The sequence below is a fragment of the Mucilaginibacter sp. R-33 genome, from assembly GCF_049949235.1.
Lineage (GTDB): Bacteria > Bacteroidota > Bacteroidia > Sphingobacteriales > Sphingobacteriaceae > Mucilaginibacter.
This window is the reverse complement of sequence record NZ_CP188089.1, coordinates 2,098,602-2,122,498: the sequence shown is the minus strand read 5'-3', so window position 1 is coordinate 2,122,498 and position 23,897 is coordinate 2,098,602. Positions and strand designations below refer to the sequence as shown.

Genomic DNA, 23,897 nt, shown 5'->3' with positions numbered 1-23,897 from the left:
CTGTCTTGCAAAATGTTTGCACAACAACCCGAAAGGCGCGTTTTTTATGATGTGTTATATTTGAAAAGCCTTTACGACAAAGACGGGAAAATAAGGATCAGCCCGCAAAATAAGCCGCTGTTTGCTTATTATTTTAATCTCAAGAACACCACTAATGTAGATACTGTTATCAAGAAAAACCCTTTTTTTAATTTGAACGGGATTTATGAAGCTGGCGGTGCAAGCGGAGGGACAATACCCAGCCCATCCGGATTACTACAATCCATAGGCTCACTTGATGTTACCAATCTTGCCGACGGTCTTGCAAAGTTTTTAGTGGAACGAACAAAGCAGGAACTTTCCACTGCCTTTTTTTCACGGTTTAAAAAGGAGCTGGACAGTACCAGGCAGTTGCAGTTATTATTCCCGGTTACTTACAAATCACTTACAGCTATAGATGTTGAGATCTATAATTACGCCGCCTATACGGATTTGCTGCGGGAGTCATTTCAGAAAGACCTGGCACTATTACTTCCCAATGTTTCCAATTTGATTGACGACCCGTGCATGGATCAATTGTTTGCTGCCATGCCCCACGTCAGGATAATCTTCATCGATGCCTTGTATATAGCCAACGAGTTTCATGAGGGTTCGCATCCGGGGGATATTTTTCATAACTACCTGGTTAATAAAGCAGGCAATGGCACCTTAAAGCTTGTAAATGAAAATGTATATCCGGCATTGCAAGCTTTTGATCTTTTTTCACAATCATTACGGTCAAATCAGAGAGATAAATACTGGGTCGATGCCGATTCGGCGAAGATGCTGTTTAGTAACCCTGTAACTTTCCAAATCTACCTTGGTTTGCTTTATCAGCAATTGGAAAAAAAAGACATTAATTTTAAAGAGGGGTCAATGAAGCAGTTTCTGAAAGATCGTAGTGGTGACTTTTTAAAGTTTGAGGAAATTTATCAGAGTTATAACATTGAATTTATCCAAAAAGCAACAATAGTAAACAGGTATTTCATTAATTTAAAGCAACTTCAGCAAAAAGGTGAAAATACTTTTAATTACCAGGATTATTACGCGCTTTATAATTCATCACTTAATCTTTTTGAGCAATTATTGAAATCACCATTGCTTTTAAATGTCGACCCGGCCAATATTACTATACCAATGATTGACCGGAAAGACACAAAGATTGATCAGTACCTGTCATCAGCCAGGAGTCTTGGCAACGTTTACATTGATGTTTACGAAAAACAGTACCCATCGGCCATAGTTGAGCTTGGCGGCGTTTACGATAACCTGTTTATTAATAAAGTCGTTACTAACCCAATAAAACAGGATTTAGTTAGAAATCTTGCAGACAAAAAAGCAGAATATGATAAACTGCAGGATGCAGTCGTCAAGACTGCCATAAAGAAAGAAATAAATGAACTTGAAGCGAAAATTGCAGCGTTCACCGAGTGGCCGGCAATAAATAAAATGTTTATTAAATATGCCAATTTTGCCGCTGAGGTATCAAAAGCGAAAAACAGCGACGAAGTAAAAAATGCTATTGAAGCAATTGCTTTACCGGTAGGCAGTTCAACCGTTAAACGCGAGGTTATTTTTAATGTCGCTCTAAACGCCTATGTTGGCCCTTATGTAGGTGAAGAAAAAGTGCATGGCATTGATGAAAAGTATAAAGGCACATACGGGCTCTCAGCACCGGTAGGAATTTCATTTAGCTGGGGGCACCGTTTATTATTTGTTCCCACGGGCGATAAAAAATGGTCGACTTCTGTTTTTGTTTCTTTAATTGATATCGGCGCACTTGCTTCATACCGTTTTACATCCGGAAGTACCCCGGTAGCAAAAGATACCAGCGCCACTGTAGCGCAGGTGCCTAAAATTGAGCTGAAGAATATCATAAGCCCGGGTTTGTTTTTATCTGTAGGCATACCATCCACACCAATTTCAATTTCGGGTGGTTTCCAGGTTGCGCCAAATTTGCGTAGCGTTAGTTTAACAGGAGCCAATAAAGATGTGATAACTAACACTTACGGCGATAATAAGTTATATACACGTTGGTCGGTGGGGGTTTTAGTTGATATACCGATACTCAATTTGTTTACTAAAGGACGTTAACAGATTTGATCAACGGTTCGTCGGCCAACGATAAATCGAGGGCGAAGGATGGCAGCGCCATTTACAGCTTGAAATTGATAAAACTTTTACTGGAGTATCTTGTTCAGATAACGGTTCGGCGGCCGCCGCTCTTGCCGTGCATTATATTTAAAAGTTATTGCATATTGGGCTGGCATAATTAAAAAGATGATTTAACTTTAAGGCGTTCTGTTTTGATTATTTATTATCATATTTAAAACAAAACCGAATCTGATAAATTGAAAATATACAACCACTTATGCAGGAATTAGACCCCACCATTCTTCAAAAAGCAAACTCATGGCTTCAAGGAAATTATGATGCTGATGTAAAGCAGGAAATTCAAAAATTAATTGACGATAAGGCATATACCGAACTGACGGATTCATTTTATCGTGATCTGGAGTTTGGTACCGGTGGCCTTCGCGGTATTATGGGGCCGGGTTCAAACCGTATCAATAAGTATACTATAGGCGCCGCCACACAGGGATTAGCTAATTATCTGAAAAAAACCTACCCCGGCGAAAAAATCAAAGTAGCTATTGCTCATGACAGCCGTAACAATGCCGATTTCTTTTCGACTATTACGGCCGAAGTTTTTTCAGCTAATGACATTTATGTTTACTTCTTTAAGGCATTGCGTCCTACACCCGAGCTTTCATTTGCCGTGCGCCATTTAGGTTGCAAAAGCGGCGTAATGCTTACAGCATCGCACAACCCAAAAGAGTATAACGGTTACAAAGCTTATGGGGCCGATGGTGGGCAATTTGTTTCTCCGCACGATAAGGCCGTAATGGACGAGGTTGCTGCAATCAGCAGCATTGATGACATCAAATTTAACCGCGTTGATGCTAATATCGAAGAAATAGGGGAGGACATTGACGAGCTTTACCTGAGCAAGATCACTGAGCTTTCTGTTTCGCCTGATGCTATTGAACGTCAAAAAGATCTTAAAATAGTTTATTCGCCCATCCATGGTACAGGCATCACGTTGGTACCCCAAGCCCTGAAACGGTTTGGTTTTGAGAATGTGATCCTGGTTGACGAGCAAATAACTCCCGATGGAAATTTCCCAACAGTAGTTTACCCTAACCCCGAAGAAAAAGAAGCGCTTACACTTGCTCTTAAAAAAGCCCAGGATACTGATGCCGATCTGGTATTGGCAACGGATCCGGACGCAGACCGTGTGGGTATTGCTGTGAAAAATACCGATGGCGAGTTTATTCTGCTCAATGGTAACCAAACCGGCGCTATGCTGATCAATTATTTATTAAGCGCATGGGAAGAAAAAGGCAAGCTTACCGGTAAAGAATACATTGTTAAAACCATTGTTACCACAAATCTTATCGAACGCATAGCCGAAGCCAAGAATGTTACTTACTATAACACCCTTACCGGCTTCAAATATATTGGCGAGTTAATGACCCATTTTGAGGGTAAACAAACTTTTATAGGTGGCGGTGAAGAAAGCTATGGTTATTTGATAGGCGAACTGGTAAGGGATAAGGACGCTGTAGTTTCAAGCGCATTCATTGCAGAAATGACCGCTTATTACAAAGACAAAGGAAGCAGCCTTTTTGAAGCATTGATTGATACTTACGTGCAATATGGGTTTTATAAGGAAAAGCTGATCTCCCTGACTAAAAAAGGTAAAACCGGTGCCGAAGAAATTAAGGAAATGATGGAGAAATTCCGTACCAATCCTCCGGCAACCTTAGGCGGCTCAAAAGTAAGCACGCTTAAGGATTATGAAAAACGGATTGAAACTGATTTAGCAACCAATACAAGCAAACCAATTGAATTGCCTGTATCTGATGTTTTACAATTCATTACCGAGGACGGTAGTATCATCTCGGCCCGTCCGTCAGGCACGGAGCCTAAAATTAAGTTTTATTGCAGCGTGAACGGCAAACTTGATAGTAAAGAAACATACAGTGAAACAGATAAACAACTTGATGCTAAGATTGCATCAATTATGCAGGACCTCGGTGTTTAACTACGGATAATGATGTTTGAAAAAATCCCGGCCGATTGAGATCTGGCCGGGATTTTTTTTAGTATGACCTATCAGTGGTTTGTTACATCGTTTTTCTGGGGCGCCTTGGTCTGTCACCTCCAGGTGACTGATCATTATTGCTCCGGTAATTGCTTGGGCTATTATAGCTTCGGGTATTGTTAGTTCTGTCACCGGTGCCTCTATTATTGTTGTTGCCGTATCCAAATGACTTACGTGGCGGAGGAGTTTTCTTAACAAAGTCGTCGTTTATTTTTACACTTAATACCCGATCGGCAATGGGCGTACCGTCTAAGGCAATCACCGCGTTCTCGGCCCCGGTGCGGTCCTTCATTTCAAGAAATGCATATCCTTTGCATATCCTTGTTTTTTTGTCGCGTACAATTTTAATCGTTTCCACATCGCCATGTGGACCTATCATTTTAACAAGTTCCAGCTCTGTCATTTCCAGAGGAAAGCCGCCTACAAATAATTTGACCATTTATAAATTGAGATTAAGATGATAGATAACCACCGTACACAAATTTCGTTTGATTTTTTTTAAATAAAGGATGTTTTCGCGTTAAAACCAAAGTTTATTTAATAATTCGTTGTTTTCAAGTCAGTAATGGTCCTGAAGAGGCATTTTGTGACCCTTAATAATAGAACGTCATCAATACAAAACAGAAAACGACTGATATGCATCTTTAAGGAGTACTGAAGGCCGGTTGGCTGCAATTTCGTTTTCAAGGTTTTTATTGCTAAATATAGCTACCCCCATCTCGGTTTTTACCTGGTATCTCAATGACAAATTCAGTGCGGTTGTATCCCAGTTATAAATATCAGCATAAGCGTTCGGGCGCCCTGTAAATGGCCCATATGCTTTTAAGAAATAGTCCAGTATTTTATAAGCGTCAGTCATCTTAAAGAAAAGATAAATGTTCACTATTTTGTTTTTGTAAGCGCGGAAACCTATTGCATCTAATAACAAACTATCTCCCTGTATCAATGAGCTACTGTCTTTATATTGATAACGGATACAGCTGTCTGCATCGGGTTTAGCATCATTATCTAAATAGGTAAACTTACGGGCCGGAATTTGGCTAATGTCCTCACCAAGTGTCAGTCCGCTAATTCCATTGCAAAATTTTAAATACTCAACCGATCCTGGTGTTTTAGACTGTGAGAAAACCAGCGATGGTAAAAGGCAGACTGTTGCAATCAATAGGGTTTTGATGCCTGTTGTTAGAGATTCATAATATGCTTTCATAAGTCAGGTTTTACAATAATAAAAACAAGGGAGATGCCATCTTCGCCCTAAAAATTAGTTTGTATTAATTTTTACTTAAATTTTGAAAATTTGAGTTTATATAATTGAATTTATTGCAATACTTTAGTTAGTTACGCACTTCTTGTATAGAAAAGAACGCAGTAATTGAAAATACTGTCTGCTTTTGTTAACTATAGGTTAAAAACAAAGCCCGTCGTTTGAGTGGCATAGTCTCAATCTTTTTTCGGTTCGGACAGTGTAATCTCTGTTGACCAAAAAACAAAACTAAAACGCATTAGCAATGCCGTAAATCCATATATTTGAGAATATAAACCGGGGATAGGTGTGCAATTTATCTCCTAAAATGATAGCCTTGTTGGTTGCAGTTTAATTAATTTATTGCCGCATTTGATTTGCAGAAATTGTGTGTTTGATTAATCATCGGATCGGTACGCTATTTAAAAACCGTTATAACAAAAATGAAATATATCTTCTGTTTGTTTTTTTCATTAATTATTCTTTCGGCAAATGCATTCACTGATCCTAATACCTTACTCGAAGAATTAAAAACTGAAATCGCAAAAAAAAATATATATGATAGCAGTAAAGAAGCAAGGATCCGAAAATTAAAGGCATATCAATCAAATCTTTCGCAAACCAATTATGATGCGCGGTTTGATACCTGGGACAAGCTTTACACCGAATACAAATCATATCAGTTTGATTCAGCGTATGTTTATGTCGATAAAATGATATCGCTAAGCAAGGTAACAGCTAATAAACCAAAGGAGTATTATAGTTATGTAAGGATGGCTTTTATTCTCCTGTCGTCGGGGATGTTTAACGAAACCTTTGACTATTTACGAAAAGTAAATGTAAAAGCCCTAAGCAATGCCGATAAAGTTGATTACTATTTCTTTTTAGGCAGGTGCAATTATGACCTGGCGAATTACAGTAATGACAAATATTTTAGCCCCGATTATATTAAGGCCGGCAATAAATACATTGATTCGGCGGTCTCGTTTTGCGGCAACGACCATATAATGCATACTTATTTACTTGGTTTGAAGGATTACCAGGAAAAGAATTACGGAGAAGGACGCTTACGGTTTAAAAAATTACTGGAGAAAGATATGCCAATTTCCATGCACTTGCGGGCAATGGTCTCATGCTCGTTAGGAGCAATCTGTCTTGAAGATAACGAAAGGCAGGAAGGCCTTAATTTGATGATGAGGGCTGCTATAGCCGATATCAAATCATCAACCCGTGAAACGGTTGCGCTTTATACGCTGGCAGAACTGTTGTATAAACAGGGCAACATCAAAGATGCTTACAGTTTCATTCAATTGGCAAAAGCTGATGCCGACTTTTACGGAGCCCGGCAGCGTAAAATACAAATTGCTTCAATTTTACCATTAATAGCAGCAGCCGAGCTTAATAATACCGAGCATCAAAAAAACCGCTTCCTGGTGTTCCTGTTAATTATTACTGCGCTTGCATTGCTGGTTGTCTTTTTCCTGGTGATGATCATTAACCAATTAAAAAAGTTGAAGGTTAAAGAAGCAATAATTGAAGGGAAAAATGTGCAATTAAACCACATAAACGCGAAACTAATTGAAGATGCAAAAATTAAAGAGGAATATATCGGACAGTTTTTTAAAGCCATTTCGGGATATATCGTTAAGCTCGAAAATTTGAAAATCTCTATTGATGCCAAGCTCTCGATGAAGAAGTATGATGCCATTCATACTTTTGTAAATAATATTGATATTAAAAAAGAAAGAGAGAGCTTGTATTACAGCTTTGATCATATTTTTTTAAAGATCTTCCCTAACTTTATTACGGTATTCAATAGCTTGTTTGCCGAGAAAGATCAGATCTGGCCCGACGAAGATGAAGTATTAAATACCGATCTTCGCATATTCGCGCTTATAAGGATGGGTATTGCTGATAATGAAACTATTGCCAAAATATTGGAATATTCTGTCAATACAATCTATGTTTACAAAATGAGGATCAAAGCCAAATCGTTGCACCCGGATCAATTTGAACAACGGATTATGGATATTAAGGCTTTTGATTACGAGTGATTTGTTTAGAAAATACACCCTCGCCACCCTGTAAAATACCCGAATCTTACAGGGTGTGTAGCAAAAAAAGTATTATAAATGATTAAAAAAACATTATATTTTTCGTCGCTATTTTTTTTATAACTATTTGTTTTTCAATGCATTGAATTTAAAAAACATCGAAAAAAATTATAAAATTATTAAAATGGACTCTTTTTACCTTTACCGCACCGGACAAGTCTTTTTCTGAGTTTATTTATAAGTAAATTGCATCAGAATTTAACCTGTAATAATTGTAAACCATTACATTTTTAAACGATCAGTCATTGTTAACCTTTTCCTGTGCTCCCCTGCTAACCTGCCGGTACGGGCGATGTTTGCATGACCTGTGTGCGTATACTTCGGTATTATTTATTATGATAAACCCGAAACCATATTAGCATGATTTCGTATAAATGTTCGGGATCTCTTTTTACGGATTAAAAACTAAACCCAAACAACAACCAATTTCAACTAAATCTCAAGTTTTATGCAAATTAAACATTTACTCAACGTATGTTTCTTTGCTGTTTTTCTCTTTTTGATGGAGCCTGCTATGGCCCAAAATAAGATAATAACAGGTAAAGTAACCGACAAAAAAGATGGCTCCCCTTTAATAGGAGTATCGGTAGTAACTGCTGTAGGTGCCCAGGGTGGCGCCATAACAGCAACAGACGGATCGTACAAAATTTCCGTTCCGGCAAATACCCCAAGTCTTACTTTTACTTATGTTGGTTTCCTGAACGCAACTATTCCATTAAACGGTCGGACTTCTGTTGATGTGCAGATGGAAGAAGCGAATCGTGCGCTGAACGAAGTTGTAGTTATCGGTTACGGTACTCAAAAAGTTAAAGATGCAACGGGTTCGGTAGCCTCATTGAGCACAAAAGATTTTAACAAAGGCGTTATTTCAACTCCTGATCAATTACTTCAGGGCCGTATTTCGGGCGTACAGGTTACACCATCAAGCGGCGAACCGGGTGCTGGGGCTACAATCGCAATACGTGGTGCTGGTTCTATTCGTTCAGGCGATGGCCCGCTTTATGTAGTTGATGGTGTTCCATTGGATAACGGTGGAGGTACAAGCAGTGGTTATGGTGTTGGAGCAGGTAGCTCATCTGCACGCAACCCGCTGGCTTTCTTGAACCCTGCTGATATTGAAAACATTTCTGTGTTAAAAGATGCGTCCTCGGCTGCTATTTATGGTTCACGTGGTGCTAATGGTGTAATTTTGATAACCACTCGTAAAGGGCGTAAAGGTCAGGGTATCCAATTTTCATCAAATACAAGTGTTTCAAGCACTGCAAAGCGTTATGACGTACTTGGCAGGGATGCGTTTTTGAAAGCAGTAGCTGCAGTTGGTGCTAATGCGGGTCCGGTAGCTGATGGAGGTATTGATTATGGTGCCAATACCGACTGGCAAAAACAGATATTCCGCAGTCCGATATCGCAGAACTATAACTTAAGCCTGGGTGGCGCAAGCAAAGATAATACTGCAAGTTACCGTGCCTCCTTTGGCTATGACGACCAGCAGGGCATCGTGAAAAATTCAGGCCTTAAACGTTTAAACGGACGTATTAATGCTTCCAAATCATTTTTAAACGATAGGATCAAGTTAGATCTCCAGTCAACCTATTCAAATGTTAAAAACCAGTATGCCCCGATTACTAATAATGCCGGTTTTAACGGAAGTTTAGTGGGTGCAGCTATACAGCTAAACCCAACGGCCCCGGTATTTGACTCACAAGGAAGATATTTTAACCTTAACGGCTATAACGATGCTGGTTACCCTAACGGTAACAGTTTCAGGAACCCGGTATCATTATTAAATCAGATAGATGACAGGGATAATATAAACAGGTTTTTGAATAACCTTACACTTACCTTGAAGTTATTTGAAGGTCTTTCATATAAGGGCAATTTTGGAGCTGATATATCAAGGGGATTAAGAAAGACTTTTTATGATCCTAAAATTGTTGGCTATACAGATGCTATTGGTATCAGGCAGATAAACTTCCCGTCGCCAACAGGTAATGGTACTGCTATCCTTACACATAATGAGTTAACAAATTACACAACCGAACATACCTTAAACTATGACAAGAAGTGGAAGGATGGAAGCTCGCTTACAGCTTTGGCCGGTTATTCATACCAGACTTTCAAAAACTTTAACCGTAACGAATTTGGTTTCGGCACATCAACTGCCGGTGTATTAGTTAAAAATTATGATGATTTTAAAACTCATCTTCCTTATCCGGTTGGCGATAGCTCGAGCTATAAACTACAATCATACTTTGCTCGTGTAAATTACTCTTATAAAGACCGTTACATTATTACTGGTACAATTAGAAGGGACGGTTCATCACGCTTTGGGGCTAACCATAAATATGGTAACTTCCCGGCTTTGGCTGTAAAATGGCGTATAACCAATGAAAGCTTCATGCCTAAAGATGGTTTATTTGATGATCTGAGCCTTAGGTTAAACTATGGTAAAACCGGTAACCAGGAAATTCCTGCGTACGCTTCATTACCTGTGCAGCAATTACAGGATTTTCCAGGTAATGCAGTTGCTCCGTTATACCAGGCTAATCCCGATTTGAAATGGCAAACTAACACCACTTATGGGGCAGGTCTCGATTTCTCAATCATAAAGGGACGATTAACGGGTTCGGTTGATTATTTCAACAAATCAATTAAAGATTTGCTTTTCTTCCAGGATATTGCGCAGCCAACGTTTTCTTCGAGAATTTATAAAAACCTGGACGGTGACGTAATCAATAAAGGTGTCGAAGTAGGATTAAACCTTGCTGCTATACAGAGCAAGGACTTTAATTGGGATGTTGCTTACAACATGACTTTTATAAGCAATACGCTTAAAAACTTCAAAAATTATATTGTTACGGGTAATATCGACGGACAAGGCCTTTCTGGCGCTTATTCGCAATTAATTACCAACGGCGTCCCGCTATATACCTTCAACGTTCCGAATTATAAAGGGCTTGACGCAAATGGCTTTAGTATCTATCCTCAGGGTGTCGATGTTTCTTCACTGCAAGGAAGCCCTAACCCTAAATTCACTGCTAGCTTAACCAATAACTTTAATTATAAAAACTGGAGCTTAAGCTTCTTCCTAAATGCCGCTACAGGCTTCTATATTTACAACAACACCGCAAACGCATTCTTTTACAAAGGCAACCTTGTTAGTGGTCGTAACGTAACAAAAGAAGTAGCAGCAACCAATGAAAACCCGCTTAACTCTGGTGAGGTATCAACCCGTTTTCTTGAAAAAGGTGATTTTTTAAGATTAAGCAATGCCACCTTAGGGTATACCTTCCCGCTTAAATCTAAGGCGATAAAAACTTTAAGGGTATCATTTACAGGGCAGAATTTATTCCTGATCACCGGTTACTCTGGTTTGGATCCGGAAATTAACACAGATAAACAACGTAATGACGTGGCTTCAAAGGGTATCGACTATACTTCTTACCCCAAAGCCCGTATATTCACTTTAGGTTTAAACGCAGGCTTTTAATAACATGAAAATGAAAAATATAACATCACGAGCAGCTCTTTGTAGCTTAGTTCTGATAACCGCAGCCGGTTGTGCAAAACTGGATGAAAAACTTTACGGATCGAAATCGTTATATGGTAACAATGCCGGATCGGCCGAATTGAATGGTGTTTACACACAATTATATGGACAAACTGATCAAGCCAATACATATGCCCTACAGGAACATCCAACGGATGAAATGATGGGTCCTACCCGCGGTACTGACTGGGGCGATTTTGGTACATGGCGTAAATTGCACACTCATACCTGGACACCTACCCACAACCAGGTAAATGATACCTGGGACCAGCTAAATATTGGTGTATTCCGTGCAACACAGGTAATCTCAAAGGCAACCGATAACAATATCAAAGCACAGGCAAGCTTTTTACGAGCCTACTTTATGTTCCAGGTGGTTGATTTGTACGGACAGCAACCAATGCGTGATCCTGATGCGCCAACCTCATCCATTCCTACAGTTATGAAACGGGCAGAAGCAACTGATTTCATCATCAAAGATTTGGAATTTGCCGAAGCTAACCTGGCAGCCACTACCGCAAATATTGGTGTTGCTAATAAAGCGGCAGCTCAGGCACTGTTAGCAAAAGTTTATCTAAACAGGGCGGTTTATGCCGCAACCACAGTTGGTGGTCCGTTTACATTTGCTAAGGCAGATATGGATAAAGTGATAGAATATGCCAACAAGGTTACTGCGGCAGGATATACTTTGGAGCCGGCCGGCAAATATTTCCAGGATTTTGCATGGGATAACTCAGAACAATCACATGGAAACATATTTGGCTTCTACAATACAGCTACGTCTTCTCCTGCACCTGCCAAAAACCGCTGGAGGATGGGCCTTCATTATAACCAAACTCCGGATGGTTGGAACGGTTTTACCACACTGGCCGATTTTTATAACTCATTTGAAGCTACCGACGAACGCCGTGGAGTAGATTATCCGGGATTAACTGATAAAGTTGGTTTAAGGGCAGGCTTTGCTGTGGGACAACAATATGGCCCTGGTCACAAAGCTTTAACACAACGTAGTGGCAAGCCTCTCATTTTTACACCGGATGTTAACCTTAACTTTTCAACCGAAGCTCAAGGGATTAGGGTATTTAAATATTTCCCTCAACCAAAAGCTGATAACACAGTTAACGATGATAATACATCTAATGACTATGTGATTTTGCGTTACGCTGACGTGGTGCTTGAAAAAGCCGAAGCCATTCTGCGTGGGGGGACCGACCCATTGGGTCAAACAGCCCTGCAGCTTGTTAACTCTGTCCGCGTTCCACGTGGTGCTACTGCCATGGCAACAGTTGATCTGACCGCCATGCTTGCCGAAAGAGGCCGTGAGCTTTACTGGGAAGGCTGGAGAAGGAATGACCTGATCCGCTTTGAGAAATTTAACGATCCGGTTGATCAGCGCCCGGCCAAAACAGATAAAAGCAAAACAATTTATCCAATTCCTCAGCGTGCGGTTGATACTAACCCTAATCTTAAACAAAATCCAGGTTATTAATAATTGAGATTTATTTGATTGAAAGGAACGTAGCGGAAATTTCCGCTACGTTTGTTTTTTCGCAAAGTATATGCAACCAAAAATACCCCTGTTTCTGCTTATCTTGATCCTTACTATTTTTTGCGCCTGTAATGGGGCGGATAAACAAACCCTGTTTACCGAGCAAAATAATGAAGCCATCGGCATCAATTTCGCTAATCAGCTCAATGACCAGGATCGTACCAATGTGTTTACCTTTCGTAATTATTACAATGGAGGCGGGGTTGCCATTGGCGATGTCAATAATGATGGCCTGAATGATGTTTATCTGACATCAAACATGGGCGGCAATCAACTTTATATAAATAAGGGAAATTGGAAATTTGAAAATATAGCCGATAAGGCAGGGGTTAAGGGTACTAAATACTGGAGCACCGGGGCTACTATGGTTGATATTAATGGCGACGGCTGGCTTGATATTTACGTTTGCCACAGCGGTAATGCTCGCGGCAACGAAAAGGGTAATGAACTATTTATTAATCAGCACGATGGTACGTTTAAAGAAGAAGCCCAAAAGTATGGCCTGGTAGATAATGGATTATCCACCCAGGCCATTTTTTTCGACTATGATAATGACGGCGATCTGGACTGCTTTGTACTAAATAATTCTTTCAGGCCCATAGAGTCGTTTGATTTTAGTAAAAATCTGCGTGCCGTTGTTGATGAGTTGGGTGGTGCCCGTCTTTATCGCAATGATGGCGGCCATTTTACTAACGTAACCAAAGAAGCGGGCATATATTCAAGTGATATAGGTTTCGGTTTAGGCGTTTCTGTCGCCGATATCAACCAGGATGGATATCCTGATATCTATGTCTCCAATGATTTTTTTGAACGCGATTATCTTTATATCAACCAAAAAGACGGAACTTTTAAAGAAGATATTCAAAATGAAACCGGGCACTTGAGCCTGGCCTCAATGGGATCGGATATTGCCGATATCAATAACGATGGGCAGTATGATATTTTTACTACAGAGATGCTGCCTGAAGGCGATCAGCGATTAAAAAAAATGACCTCGTTTGAATCGTATGATGTGATCAAAGCCAAGCAGCGCGATGGCTATTATAACCAATACATGCAAAACTGCCTGCAGGTGCGTAATAGCGATGGTACGTTCTCCGAAACCGCTTTCTATTCGGGCGTAGCTGCAACGGATTGGAGCTGGGGGGCGCTGATGTTTGATATGGATAACGATGGTTGGAAAGATATTTTTGTATCAAACGGTATTTATAAAGACCTGACGGATCAGGATTATATCGAGTTTTTGGGCAATCGCGATAACATGGCCAAAATAGCCGAAGGCCGGAAGAAATTTGATTATAAAGATTTTACTGATAAAATGGCTTCATCGCCTTTGTCTAACTATGCCTATCTGAACAATCACAACCTTACTTTTACCAATAAATCAACTGATTTTGGTTTGGATAAGCCTGGGTTTAGTAATGGCTCGTCATATGCCGATCTGGATAATGATGGGGATAATGACCTGATTATAAATAATGAGAATGCTCCCGTTTCTATCTTTAAAAATAATGCCGAAAAAAATGGGAACCACCACATTCAAATAAAATTAAAAGGGACAGGCCTGAATACTTTTGGAATAGGTACTACGGTAAAAGCGTTTATGAAGGGCAGTTCGCTAATTTATTATAATCAGCCTACACGTGGTTTTCAAAGTTGCACATCGCCCAATTTACTTACAATAGGTATAGGTAAATACAAATCTATTGATTCTGTCCAGGTGATTTGGCCGGGTAATACTTATCAATTGCTAAAGAACGTAAACGCGGATAAAGTTTACACAGTTAAGCAAACCGATGCCGCCTTGAAATATAACTGGACAAAGCCTGCTGTTAAAACACTATTTGCCGATGTTACCAAATCAATATTTGACAGCATTCCTAAGCATAAGGAGGATGATTTTATCGATTTCGACAACGAGCGCCTGATGCTCCAGATGCTATCGACAGAAAATCCGTATATGACTACTGGTGATGTTAATGGCGACGGGCTGACTGATTTTTATTTCGGAAGTTCAAAAAACAGCTTTGCCAGTATCTATATCCAACAAAAGGACGGCAGGTTTAAACAAACCATTCCCGAAGATTTTAAAAAGCAGGAATACCTGGAAAATGCCGGAGCTGTTTTTGGCGATTTTGATGGCGATGGCGACCAGGACCTGATTATAGGAGTAGGAGGTAATGCGGATGAAGCCGAAACACCAGTGTATAATCCGCGTTTTTTTGTGAATGACGGCAAAGGGAATTTTCATAGGGACCCTGAGAGAACACTCCATGCAACTGTTAATGCCTCGGTCATTATTTCGGCCGATTATGATGGCGATGGCAAGGCCGATCTTTTTGTTGGGGGCAGAAGTGTGCCCGGGCTTTACGGATGTTCGCCGCAATCATTTGTTTTTCATAATGAAGGTAACGGGCATTTTACCGATGTGTCAAAATTGGTATTGGGCACGGATACAAGGCTCGGTATGGTAACAGCAGCCCAATGGGCTGATATTGATCATAACGGTTCCCCCGATTTGATAATTGCCGGTGATTGGATGGGGATTAAGATCTTCAAAAACAACAAAGGGAAATTTGCTGAAGATAAACAATTGGCCAATTACAAAGGTTGGTGGAGCAGTCTTGAAATTGCTGATGTGGATGGCGATGGCACTCTTGATATTATAGGTGGAAACATCGGCCTTAACTCAAAATTCAGGGCTTCGTTTAAGCAGCCGATGGAAATTTTTGTAAAGGATTTTGATAATAATGGCACAAAAGAATGTGTAACTTCCATGTATAAAAGTGATGGAGTAAACTATGTTTTTCATATGAAGCCGGATTTAGTAGGCCAGATGCCAATTTTCAAAAAGCGTTTTCTGCGCTATATTGACTATGCGGGCAAACCATTTGACGAGGTATTTCCTGCTGATATGCTTGAGGGCGCCGAAAAGCACCAAATGAATTTCCTGGCTTCGGCTGTATTTTTTAATAAAGGCGGAAAATTTATTTGTAAACCACTGCCTGCTGATGCACAGTTATCTATGATAAATACTATTTTGTGTGCAGATTTTGATAATACCGGAGCTGTGAAGATCATCTTAGGAGGCAACTTTTACGGCTTTAAACCCGAAGTTGGCCGGCTTGATGCTAATCGGGGGCTTGTTTATCAATATACAAAAAATGGGTTTGCTTATTTTCCTGCTGCCAAAACGGGCCTCAATTTAAACGGGCAGGTACGCTCATCGTTAGGTATAAGAAATGCATCCGGTAAAAATTATTACCTGTTTGGCATTAATGATGAACCGCTTAAAGCTTATGAACTACGTTAACATCGATTTAATGCTGCTTGCCAAATATATTCTTAGATATTTCTTTATTCTTCTTTGTATTGGTGTGATCGGCTTGTCTTCTTGTAAACCCCAAAAGGCCGGAGAAGGTGTATTTAAATTACTCCCAGCTAATGAAACGGGAGTAACCTTCGAAAACAGGAACATAGTATCCGATTCGGTTAATGTATTAGATTATCTGTATTTCTACAACGGCGCCGGCGTAGCTACCGCTGATTTTAATAACGACGGCTTGCCCGATCTTTATTTCGTATCAAACCAGGGTCGTGATAAACTTTACCTTAACAAAGGAAGGATGAAGTTTGAAGACATCACCGATAAAGCGGGCGTTGCAGGTACCGGGAATTGGAAAACCGGTGTAACTGTAGTTGATATCAATGGCGATGGATTTAAAGATATCTACGTAAGTGTGGTGTCAGGTTATAAAACCTTTAAAGGTAAAAATCAGCTTTACATCAATAACGGTAATTTAACTTTCACCGAAAGCGCGGCCAAATACGGGCTTGATTTTGCAGGACTTTCTACCCAGGCTTCTTTTTTTGATTATGATAAGGATGGTGACCTGGATATGTTCCTGCTTACGTCATCAGTTCATAGCAATGATACCTATGGAGATTCAACCCAAAGGTTTAAATACAGCCATGATGCCGGCGATCATCTTTTCAGGAATGACAATGGTCACTTTACCGATGTAACGGCGGGTTCAGGTATTTATTCGGCGCCGATTGGTTACGGCTTAGGTGTAAGTGTAGGTGATTTGAATAACGATGGCTGGGATGACCTTTATATAAGTAACGACTTTTTTGAGCAGGACTATTACTACGTCAACCAGCATAACGGCATATTTAAGGAAGAGTTAAAAAGTGCGTTCGGACATACCAGTCTTTTTTCAATGGGGAACACTATCAGTGATATCAACCAGGACGGCCATTTGGATGTGCTTAGTACCGACATGCTTCCGGAAGAGATGAAGGTGTTACGATCGACCATCAACGACGAACCTTTGGATATTTATAACCAGGAAGTTAACGCCGGGTATTACTATCAATATTCAAAAAATTGTATGCAGTTGAACGTAGGCAACGGCAATAAGTTTGTCGACCTGAGCTTGTACGGCGGGAATTCTGCTACAGATTGGACATGGTCGCCACTGGTGCAGGATTTTGATATGGACGGAAAGAAAGATATGTTCTTCTCCAACGGTATTAAACGCCGTCTCAACGATATGGATTACCTGAAATACCTTGGTGACCCTATGGTTATGCAGGCATATAAACAAAATCGCGTTTTTGACAAGGACAAGATCAACAGAATGCCTGAAGGCGGCGTACATAATTACTTTTATCACGGTGAGGATAAATTGAAATTTACAGATGTTTCTAACGGCAACGATATGCAGCGGGCATCTATATCGGCAGGATCTGTTGCCGTTGATTTAGATAATGATGGTGATTTGGATATTGTGACCAACAATATGGATGAGCCGGCATATATCTATAATAATACCACAATGGAGGGCCGCAAAGAAAGCAAGCCGGGCTATCTTAAATACACTGTAAAATATAACCTTTTAAACCGTGATGGCATCGGTACTAAATTTTTCCTTAAGTCAAAGCATCATCTCGATCACCAGGAAATACAAACCAGCAACGCGTACGAAAGTAATTTGAATAACGAGTTGCTTTTCACATTTGCCCCTGACGATAAACCAGAATCGTTGTTAGTTGTTTGGCCAGACAATAGCTATGAAGTGGTCAATGATTTTAGGCTCGGTCAGAAAACTACTTTAAGATATAACCCTCAAGCAGTTGAAAATAGTAAACCTATAGCTGAGGCTATTGGAGCTTTCATCAGCGATAGGAAGCAGTTTGACAGCAAATCTATACAAGCAAAGCTTTTAGCCAACGTTAAAACTTTCGACACTCCCGACTTTAATTATTATTCGCTTTTGCCGCACACCTATTTACAGCACACCCCCGCAGTTGCTGTAGCTGATGCCAATAATGATGGCATTGATGATATTTATGTAGGAGGTATAGCCGACGAAGAAAAATACATACTTGCAGGTGATAAATCGGGGGGATTTACCAAAGTTAAAGTGTCACTATTTGATCAGGATAAATATGCTGCGGATGAGCAGGCTGCATGGGCTGATGTAAATAACGATGGTAGGCCCGATCTGATCGTGATCAGTGCTAACCATCCTTTCCAGGAAACAGAGAAATTGGTACAGCCACGGTTATATCTCAATAAGGGCAATTTCCAGTTTGAATATCAGCGTTTACCAAAGCTTAATTACCAGGCAGCAAAAATTACGCTGTTTGATTTTAACGGAGATGGGCTGAACGATATTTTATTTACCAGCGCCGTTTCATTTAAGGATTATACAGCGACTGTTCCTTCCTCAATATTGATTAATAAAGGCACTGGAAAGTTTGAAATAAGTCACGACAAGGCTTATAATCAAATCACGAACCTGCAATATGTCACTAGTATAACAACTGCTGATATCGATCATAATGGCAAGCCCGATCTGCTGATTACAGCCGAGTGGCAGCCCGTTTACATTTTCCTGAATGATGGAAAAAAATTAAATCGTTTTTCATCACCGGTTTTGGATAAGGAAAAGGGCTGGTGGCAGTCGGCTATAATAAGCGATATGGATGGCGACGGCAAGGCCGACCTTATTGCCGGTAATTGGGGATTGAATAACAAATATAATGTTACTGCTGATCAGCCGCTGTATGCCTATAATACCGATTTGGACAAGGATGGTAAAAACGATTTGATATTATCATATTTTTATAAAGGTCTCTATTTCCCTTTTCGTCCCAAAAATGATTTGGAGCAGGAACTTCCATATCTCAAAAAAGAATGGCTTAGTTATCAAAAAATGGCTGACAAAACCACCACTGAGGTATTTAAGGACAAACTGGATGACAATGATCGTTTAAGTGTGAACCAGTTCAATAGTATTTTTGTGAGCGATGTATTGCATTCTGCTTCGATTACTGCACTGCCATTTCTTTATCAGCAGGCTCCAATTAAATCGATGCTAAAATATAACAATGGCGACATATTGTTGAACGGAAACTTTTGGGGTGTTGTTCCCTATGAAGGAAAGTACGATGCACTCGGCCTGGCTGGCTTACACTACAACAAAGAGCAAAAGCAATTTGATCCGCCGACATACTATGTTAACGGTGCAATCAACTCACAGGAAGTCAATTATCTGGTGCCAGTGAAAACAGCAACTAACCTGAATACTTACCTTGCGGTTACCTATGATGGCCGGGTAATGTTATTAAGTAAATAATCACGGTTATAGTATCGGATAATATATTTTAGTTATCCATTTTGAGGTGTCCTTTTGTGCCAGTCTATTGGTAACAAGCGATTGAAACGGCATGGCAGGTGATATCAACCTATGATCTTTCAGGTATATCTTCACTTGCGCCAGGGCATTGTTAACCGTATTTTGTCCGCCACGTACATCGGCCACCAATAAATTCCCCCCCTTAGGTATGTTGTTTATACTTGTTTTTTGAAAAGGAGTGATCGTTTTGTTGATTGGCAGGGCAACATTTACCTGGTATTCATGTTCATCCGTTTGGGTAACGTTAAGCATGGGGAAGTTTGTTTGTTTAGCCCCTTGGCCGACGGCCTGTTCTTGCAGGGTTTTAATGGTGCTATAAATAGCTTGCAATGAAGGATATTCCGGATATGTATTAGCTGAAGCGAGCAAAACTGTGTCTTTGGCATGGTTTAAGTAGATCCTATAGCCATATGCGTTTCTTTCATCCTCAAGGAAATGTTTAAGGTTTAGTAAAATTTCCGCAACCCGGTTTTCGACATCTTTGGTTTTGAAATAATTAGTTATCCGTGATAAAAATTGGGTGTTATTCTCATCAACAGCATCCCATTTAAATTTGACAGAACCTTCGGCGTCGGCAAAATAGCTTATTTTGCCGCTAAAGGTCAGGTTATCTTTTTTCAATTTAAGATAGGTACTGCTATTGGTCATTTTATCGATACCGATCTTTGTACCTTTAAAATTGTATTGCCTGTACCCGGTTTTGGTGCCGGGCCACCATTTATTCCATCCACTTTCTGTGGTCAGGAATTTTCCGGCAATAACATCGGAGGTATCAATTGACAGGTCCTGTGCTATAACAGGTTTTTCGGGGAGCAAAATATACGCTGCTGCAATAATTACGATAATGGTGAGTACAATAAAAAAGATCTTCTTCATTTAGTTTATAAAAGACGGATACCGGGGGGATAAATTTAATAATATCAGATGGATTAACAGGTGTATTTTGTTATAAAACATGTCGCCGTTTGATTAAATAAAAAAAGTACCCGACCAGCCTAAAAAACTAACAAAAATATGCAGTAACATACTAAAAAAAGCCTATATTGGCTGTTGATCAATCAAAAAGCGGGCGGCTTTTTTCCGATATCTCCACCCGGTTTTTAACCTATTTATAATTTATGAGATCCTTTTTATTTTGCCTTGCCGGTGTATTATTTTTATTCGCATCCTGTAAAAAGCCCTACTATAAAAAAGTACTCCACGATCCCGAACTTTATCGTATAACCGTAAAAAAACTTAATGATATTGTACTGGAAAATAACTTTCCGCCGGTTACAGCTTCCCGTAATTATGTATATGCTAATATAGCGGCATATGAAGTTATAGCTTCCGGCGATCCTGAGCATTTTAGATCTTTAGCCGGGCAAATCAAACACTTACCGGCCGTACCCAAAGCATCAAAAGATACTGCTGTTGATTACCAGTTTGCTTCGTTGCTTGCCTTTTGCACAGTTGGCAACGCGGTAACATTTCCGGAAGGTAGCATGGATCAGTATGTTGATGAGCTTAAAAAGAAGGCCAAAGATGCAGGTATGCCGTCGGCTTTGTTTGAGGGCTCTGTAAACTACGCTGATAAAGTCGCCAAATTTATATTGAAGTGGAGCAAAGGTGATCACTATGCCCAAACCCGGTCGGCAAGTAAATACACGGTAAAACAGCTGGATGGTCGTTGGATTCCTACGCCGCCCATGTACGCGCAGGCCCTTGAGGCCCATTGGGGTGAGATCAGGCCCATGGTGCTGGATTCCACAGCCCAATTTATACCGCCCGACCCACCGGCCTTCAATGTTAAAGACCATAATAGTCCGTTTTATAAACAAGCGCTTGAGGTAAAACAAATAGTTGACAGCTTAACCAAAGAAGAGAAACACCAGGCAGATTTTTGGGACGATAATGCTTTTAAACTTAATGTAGTTGGCCATGCATCGTTTGCAACCAAGAAATTTTCCCCAGGGGGGCACTGGATGAATATTACTGCAATCGGTACAAGAAGTAAAAAGTTTGATTTTGGAACCACAGTAAGCGTTTATACCGAAACTGCCATTGCCCTGTTTGACGGCTTTATTAATTGCTGGTACCTTAAATACCGCTCAAATTACGTTCGCCCCGAAACCATAATTACCAAATATATGGATGCCGAATGGCGCCCATATATTCAAACGCCTCCATTTCCGGAATATAGTAGCGGCCATGCCGTAATTTCCGCAGCCGCGGCCGAAGTACTTACCAATAGGATTGGTGATAATTTTGCCTATACAGATTCGTCAGAAATGGAGTTTGGGATCGATCCGCTTTCTTTTAAATCATTTCGGGCGGCCGCGAAATCGGCAGGAATGTCAAGGGTAATGGGAGGGATCCATTTTAAAAATGCCTGTATTGTTGGCAATAAACAAGGCGCCGAGATTGGGCAACTGGTGGTAAAAAAGCTACAATTAAAGGTTAAGTAGTATTTTAATTATTTTACTTAGATAGTTATTTTGAATAAGATATTTAAATTTAGTTTCCTTTTTGCTTTGCTGGTACCGGTTGTGTCTGAGGCGCAAAGCATCGATCCATGGAAAATTAAAGCCGACAAAATTGATCCCGCAAACTATTACGGAATTACCGTAGCCAACGGGATGATTGGGATAGTATCAGCACCGGAGCCTTTCAAGGTTAAAAATGTAGTACTGGCCGGCGCCTATGATCTGTACGGCAGGGGACGGGTAAGCAATTTCCTGAACAGCTTTAACCTGCTTAATATGTACCTTGAAATAGATGGCAGGCGCATCGATGCCAAAAGTATCAGCAATTTTAAGCAGGAACTGGATATGCAACGCGCCGCCTTCACTACTACTTTTGACTATGCCGATAAAGCGACCGTAAAATATACTTATTACTCACTCCGTCAACTGCCCTTTACCGTTTTGATAGACGTTTCGGTAACAGCGAAACAGGCTATCAACATTACTTCGGCCTGTGTAATGGAAGCGCCCGATGCGCTTAAAGAAGTGCAGAATTATTATAATGAAATCGACAGACCGCATGTAACCATTAGTTTGCTTACCTCAACGGCAAAGAGCCCTACAGATAAAATGCAGTTATGTGCATCTACTTCGTTCTTATTCAGTGAACCGCATGGACAAGAGCCGCGCATTATTCATGAAATGTGGGACAACAACATGCACCTTATGAAGTTTAGCAAAGCGATAGCTGCAGGGCAAACTTATAATTATGCGGTAACTGGTTCGTCTATAACTTCAGCCCACCATGCCGACCCGCTGAATGAAGCCGAACGACTCACCATTTTTGCCAAACTGGAAGGTCGGGATAGGCTAATTAAATTTCATAACAAGGCTTGGGATGACCTGTGGACTAGCGATATCCAAATTGAGGGTGATGAGCAGTCACAGCAGGATGTTCACAGCATGTTATATCATTTATATTCATTCTCGAGGGCTGGTACAGCATACTCACCCTCACCTATGGGACTTTCAGGGTTGGGTTACAATGGCCACGTTTTTTGGGATTGTGATGTTTGGATGTATCCGGCTATGCTGATTTTACACCCCGACATTGCCAAATCAATGGTTGAATACCGGTTTGAACGATTGGATGCCGCGCGTAAAAATGCTTTTTCGCATGGTTATAAAGGAGCGATGTTCCCCTGGGAAAGCGCTGACAGCGGGGTAGAGGAAACACCGGTTTGGGCATTGAGCGGTCCCTTTGAGCACCACATTACTGCGGATGTAGCGCTGGCCGCGTGGAATTACTATTGCGTAACCCAGAATAAGCAATGGTTAAAAGAAAAAGGCTGGCCGATACTTTCAGCCACTGCCGATTTTTGGGCAAGCAGAGTTGAACGCAATGGGCCCGGTCATTACGATATTAAAAACGTAGTTGCGGCAGATGAATGGGCCGAGAATATTGACAACAATGCTTTCACCAACGCCGCAGCAAAAGCCAACTTGCTAAATGCTACCGCTGCTGCCAAAATCCTGGGAGAAAAGGCCGATGCCGATTGGGTAAATGTTGCTCAAAACATCCCGATCCTGAAGTTGGATAACGGCGTTACCAGCGAACATGCTTCTTACAAAGGTGAAGGAATTAAACAGGCTGATGTTAACTTGTTGGCTTATCCGCTTAAAACAATAATCGATCCGGCACAAATAAAAAAAGACCTTGAATATTATGAAACCCGTGTACCTAACGAAGGTACTCCTGCCATGACCCAGGCCGTTTTTGCTTTATTATACTCGCGGTTGGGCAATGGCGATAAGGCATTTCACTTTTTTAAGGATGCTTACGAACCTAATCTCAACCCGCCATTCCGGATAATTGCCGAAACAAAAGGCGGGACCAATCCGTATTTTGCTACAGGTGCAGGTGGCATTATTCAAAGCTTGCTGATGGGTTTTGGTGGTTTGGATATTACACCGACCGGTATAGTGCAAGTTAAAAGCAAGTTGCCTGTTAACTGGAAATCATTGAAAATTACAGGTGTGGGGATGAATAAGGCTACTTATACAATAAAGTAACTGCTTTATAACTTTATACATTATGCCCTTT

Annotated in this window: 12 protein-coding genes; 9 read left to right on the top strand and 3 right to left on the bottom strand. The window is 40.5% G+C overall.

Annotated features, from left to right (window positions below):
• The first annotated feature begins 12 nt into the window (after nucleotides 1-12).
• Together ACP26M_RS09085 and ACP26M_RS09080 are read left to right on the top strand one after the other, a co-directional pair.
• Nucleotides 13-2,112 (top strand): hypothetical protein, encoded by a 2,100-nt coding sequence (locus ACP26M_RS09085; RefSeq protein ID WP_426588121.1) that lies wholly within the window; start codon nucleotides 13-15, stop codon nucleotides 2,110-2,112.
• A 277-nt stretch (nucleotides 2,113-2,389) separates the two neighbouring features.
• The gene (locus tag ACP26M_RS09080; RefSeq protein ID WP_354482735.1) at nucleotides 2,390-4,126 is read left to right on the top strand and encodes a phospho-sugar mutase; all 1,737 of its coding nucleotides are present in this window, start codon (nucleotides 2,390-2,392) and stop codon (nucleotides 4,124-4,126) included.
• Nucleotides 4,127-4,208: 82 nt separating this feature from the next.
• Here the strand turns inward: ACP26M_RS09080 and ACP26M_RS09075 are convergent, their stop codons facing one another.
• Both ACP26M_RS09075 and ACP26M_RS09070 read right to left on the bottom strand, forming a co-directional pair.
• Nucleotides 4,209-4,625 (bottom strand): RNA recognition motif domain-containing protein, encoded by a 417-nt coding sequence (locus tag ACP26M_RS09075; protein ID WP_090525518.1) that lies wholly within the window; start codon nucleotides 4,623-4,625, stop codon nucleotides 4,209-4,211.
• Nucleotides 4,626-4,796: 171 nt separating this feature from the next.
• On the bottom strand, nucleotides 4,797-5,393 hold the full coding sequence (locus ACP26M_RS09070) for a hypothetical protein (protein WP_188831897.1): 597 nt from the start codon (nucleotides 5,391-5,393) through the stop codon (nucleotides 4,797-4,799).
• A gap of 479 nt (nucleotides 5,394-5,872) precedes the next feature.
• Here ACP26M_RS09070 and ACP26M_RS09065 point away from each other — a divergent pair, with 479 nt between their 5' ends.
• From ACP26M_RS09065 to ACP26M_RS09045, 5 genes are all read left to right on the top strand, one after another.
• On the top strand, nucleotides 5,873-7,483 hold the full coding sequence (locus tag ACP26M_RS09065; protein WP_426588118.1) for a DUF6377 domain-containing protein: 1,611 nt from the start codon (nucleotides 5,873-5,875) through the stop codon (nucleotides 7,481-7,483).
• A 508-nt stretch (nucleotides 7,484-7,991) separates the two neighbouring features.
• On the top strand, nucleotides 7,992-11,033 hold the full coding sequence (locus ACP26M_RS09060) for a SusC/RagA family TonB-linked outer membrane protein (protein WP_426588116.1): 3,042 nt from the start codon (nucleotides 7,992-7,994) through the stop codon (nucleotides 11,031-11,033).
• Nucleotides 11,034-11,043: 10 nt separating this feature from the next.
• Nucleotides 11,044-12,582 (top strand): RagB/SusD family nutrient uptake outer membrane protein, encoded by a 1,539-nt coding sequence (locus ACP26M_RS09055; protein ID WP_426588114.1) that lies wholly within the window; start codon nucleotides 11,044-11,046, stop codon nucleotides 12,580-12,582.
• 70 nt (nucleotides 12,583-12,652) lie between these two features.
• Nucleotides 12,653-15,955, top strand: coding sequence for a VCBS repeat-containing protein (locus ACP26M_RS09050; RefSeq protein WP_426588112.1), 3,303 nt, complete (start codon nucleotides 12,653-12,655; stop codon nucleotides 15,953-15,955).
• A complete protein-coding gene (locus ACP26M_RS09045; RefSeq protein ID WP_426588110.1) occupies nucleotides 15,942-19,289 on the top strand; it encodes an FG-GAP repeat domain-containing protein in 3,348 nt (1,115 codons plus the stop codon). The genes ACP26M_RS09050 and ACP26M_RS09045 overlap by 14 nt, the downstream gene beginning before the upstream one ends.
• Nucleotides 19,290-19,295: 6 nt before the next feature.
• Here the strand turns inward: ACP26M_RS09045 and ACP26M_RS09040 are convergent, their stop codons facing one another.
• Nucleotides 19,296-20,225 (bottom strand): hypothetical protein, encoded by a 930-nt coding sequence (locus tag ACP26M_RS09040; RefSeq protein WP_426588108.1) that lies wholly within the window; start codon nucleotides 20,223-20,225, stop codon nucleotides 19,296-19,298.
• 242 nt (nucleotides 20,226-20,467) lie between these two features.
• Between ACP26M_RS09040 and ACP26M_RS09035 the strand changes: the two genes are divergently transcribed.
• Both ACP26M_RS09035 and ACP26M_RS09030 read left to right on the top strand, forming a co-directional pair.
• Nucleotides 20,468-21,796 carry a vanadium-dependent haloperoxidase gene (locus tag ACP26M_RS09035; protein WP_426588106.1) on the top strand — a complete coding sequence of 443 codons (1,329 nt, stop codon included), beginning with the start codon at nucleotides 20,468-20,470 and terminating at the stop codon, nucleotides 21,794-21,796.
• Between the two features lie 30 nt (nucleotides 21,797-21,826).
• Nucleotides 21,827-23,866, top strand: coding sequence for a glycoside hydrolase family 65 protein (locus ACP26M_RS09030; RefSeq protein WP_426588104.1), 2,040 nt, complete (start codon nucleotides 21,827-21,829; stop codon nucleotides 23,864-23,866).
• The last annotated feature ends 31 nt before the right edge of the window (nucleotides 23,867-23,897 follow it).

Coding starts and splice junctions, on each gene's coding strand:
- ACP26M_RS09050 (WP_426588112.1), top strand. CDS start 12,653: ATGCAACCAAAAATACCCCTGTTTCTGCTTATCTTGATCCTTACTATT.
- ACP26M_RS09055 (WP_426588114.1), top strand. CDS start 11,044: ATGAAAAATATAACATCACGAGCAGCTCTTTGTAGCTTAGTTCTGATA.
- ACP26M_RS09065 (WP_426588118.1), top strand. CDS start 5,873: ATGAAATATATCTTCTGTTTGTTTTTTTCATTAATTATTCTTTCGGCA.
- ACP26M_RS09075 (WP_090525518.1), bottom strand. CDS start 4,625: ATGGTCAAATTATTTGTAGGCGGCTTTCCTCTGGAAATGACAGAGCTG.
- ACP26M_RS09070 (WP_188831897.1), bottom strand. CDS start 5,393: ATGAAAGCATATTATGAATCTCTAACAACAGGCATCAAAACCCTATTG.
- ACP26M_RS09060 (WP_426588116.1), top strand. CDS start 7,992: ATGCAAATTAAACATTTACTCAACGTATGTTTCTTTGCTGTTTTTCTC.
- ACP26M_RS09040 (WP_426588108.1), bottom strand. CDS start 20,225: ATGAAGAAGATCTTTTTTATTGTACTCACCATTATCGTAATTATTGCA.
- ACP26M_RS09085 (WP_426588121.1), top strand. CDS start 13: ATGTTTGCACAACAACCCGAAAGGCGCGTTTTTTATGATGTGTTATAT.
- ACP26M_RS09045 (WP_426588110.1), top strand. CDS start 15,942: ATGAACTACGTTAACATCGATTTAATGCTGCTTGCCAAATATATTCTT.
- ACP26M_RS09080 (WP_354482735.1), top strand. CDS start 2,390: ATGCAGGAATTAGACCCCACCATTCTTCAAAAAGCAAACTCATGGCTT.
- ACP26M_RS09035 (WP_426588106.1), top strand. CDS start 20,468: ATGAGATCCTTTTTATTTTGCCTTGCCGGTGTATTATTTTTATTCGCA.